This is a genomic window from Actinomycetospora sp., from assembly GCF_036497585.1.
GTDB lineage: Bacteria > Actinomycetota > Actinomycetes > Mycobacteriales > Pseudonocardiaceae > Actinomycetospora.
Window position 1 is genome coordinate 1 of sequence record NZ_DASXJD010000231.1, and the last position, 1,715, is coordinate 1,715.

Annotated in this window: 3 protein-coding genes; all 3 read left to right on the forward strand. The window is 71.1% G+C overall.

The features are described 5' to 3' along the window. Positions 1-986: Hsp70 family protein (locus VGH76_RS24485; RefSeq protein WP_331559363.1), on the forward strand; the 986-nt coding region annotated here is incomplete at its 5' end. A 9-nt stretch (positions 987-995) separates the two neighbouring features. Beyond that, complete coding sequence (locus tag VGH76_RS24490; RefSeq protein WP_331559364.1) at positions 996-1,523, forward strand: nucleotide exchange factor GrpE; 528 nt, start codon at positions 996-998, stop codon at positions 1,521-1,523. A 4-nt stretch (positions 1,524-1,527) separates the two neighbouring features. Further along, positions 1,528-1,715, forward strand: a 188-nt coding sequence (locus VGH76_RS24495; RefSeq protein ID WP_331559365.1) for a DnaJ domain-containing protein, incomplete at its 3' end; no start/stop codon positions are given.

A 1,715-nucleotide genomic window follows, 5' to 3' on the forward strand; every position in this document is an offset into this window, starting at 1 on the left:
CGGACCTGGTCGAGCGGACGACGGGGCCGGTGAAGCAGGCGATAGCCGATGCGAAGGTCGGCGCCAACGACATCGACGAGGTCATCCTGGTCGGTGGATCCACCCGGATTCCGGCCGTGCAGAACCTGGTACGCCGCCTGACCGGCGGGACCGACCCCAACATGACCGTCAACCCGGACGAAGTGGTCGCCGTCGGCGCGGGCATTCAGGCCGGGGTACTCAAGGGCGACGTCTCGGACGTGCTGCTGCTCGACGTCACGCCGCTGTCGTTGGGCGTGGAGACGCAGGGCGGGGTCATGACCCGGATCGTCGAACGGAATACCACGATCCCGGTCCGGCGCAGCGAGACGTTCTCCACCGCGGCGGACAACCAGCCCGCGGTGGATGTCGTCGTCCTGCAGGGCGAGCGCGAGCGTGCCGCCGACAACCGTGTGCTGGGCCGCTTCCAGCTCACCGACATCCGTCCCGCGCCGCGGGGCGAACCGCAGGTGGAGGTGACCCTGGACGTCGACGCCAACGGGATCCTCAACGTCACCGCGCGCGACAAGGACACCGGCGCGCAACAGGGCATCACGATCTCCGAGACGTCGAACCTTGACCAGTCCGAGGTCAATCGGATGATCGACGAAGCCGAACGCAACCGGTCCGTCGACCAGACGCTGCGCCGGGAGATCGACGCGCGCAACGAGCTCGACACCCTCGCCTACCAGGTGCAACGGCGACTCGACGAGCTTGGTGAGGCGGCCCCCTCGCACGAGCGGGCGCGCGCCGAGATGCTGGTGGCCGACGCTCGGCAGGCAGTCACGGACCAGGCTCCGGTGGAGCGGGTTCGCGAGCTGACCTCAGAACTCCAGGGCGTCCTCGAGGGCCTGCGAGCGGTATCCACCGGCAGTTCGGGCGTGGGTGCCTCCGCCGACGGGCGGTCAGGGGCGGCGGGCGAGGGTGCCGACGACGATGTGATCGACGCCGAGTTCGATCGCAGCTGAGCCGACGCCATGACAGCACAGCCACCACACGACCAGCCGGGCCCCGGCGCATCGGTCAACGGGGCACCGGACCAGCAACGGGGGGAACCCGAGGAGGAACGCCCCGATGCCGCCGAGTTCGAGGACAGGTGGCGCCGGGCACGCGCCGACGCGGACAACCTGCGCAAGTGGTACCGACGTGAGCTGTCGAGAGAGCTCGCGGAGGAACGCGAGCGGGTGGCCCGGGCCTTCCTCCCGGTGCTGGACAACATCGAGCTCGCACTGCGGCACGCGGGGGCGGACCCGGGAGCCATCGTCGAGGGCGTCCGGGCGATCCACCAGCAGGCACTCTCGGTGCTGTCCCAGCTCGGTTACCCCCGCCAGGACGAGGCCGGCGTGCCCTTCGACCCCGCCCGCCACGAGGTCGTCGCCGTCGTCGCGCCGGAGGGCGACACCGTGCCGGGGCGGGTGGTGGAGGTCCTGCGGCCCGGGTACGGCGCCGCTGACCGGCAGCTGCGCCCCGCCTCGGTGACCGTCACCGGCGCCCCGGAGAGCTAGGCCGATGGCCCGCGACTACTACGAGGTCCTCGGTGTGCCCCGCGACGCGGACGCCGACGAGCTCCAGCAGGCCTACCGGAGGCTGGCCAGGGCGAACCACCCTGACGTCAATTCCGACCCGGCGGCGGAGGAGCGTTTCAAGGAGGTCAACGAGGCCTACCACGTGCTGTCCGACCCGAAGTCGCGGGCCCG

Excerpts from the sequence above, each read along its gene's own strand:
- VGH76_RS24490 (WP_331559364.1), top strand. The coding sequence starts at position 996 with ATGACAGCACAGCCACCACACGACCAGCCGGGCCCCGGCGCATCGGTC.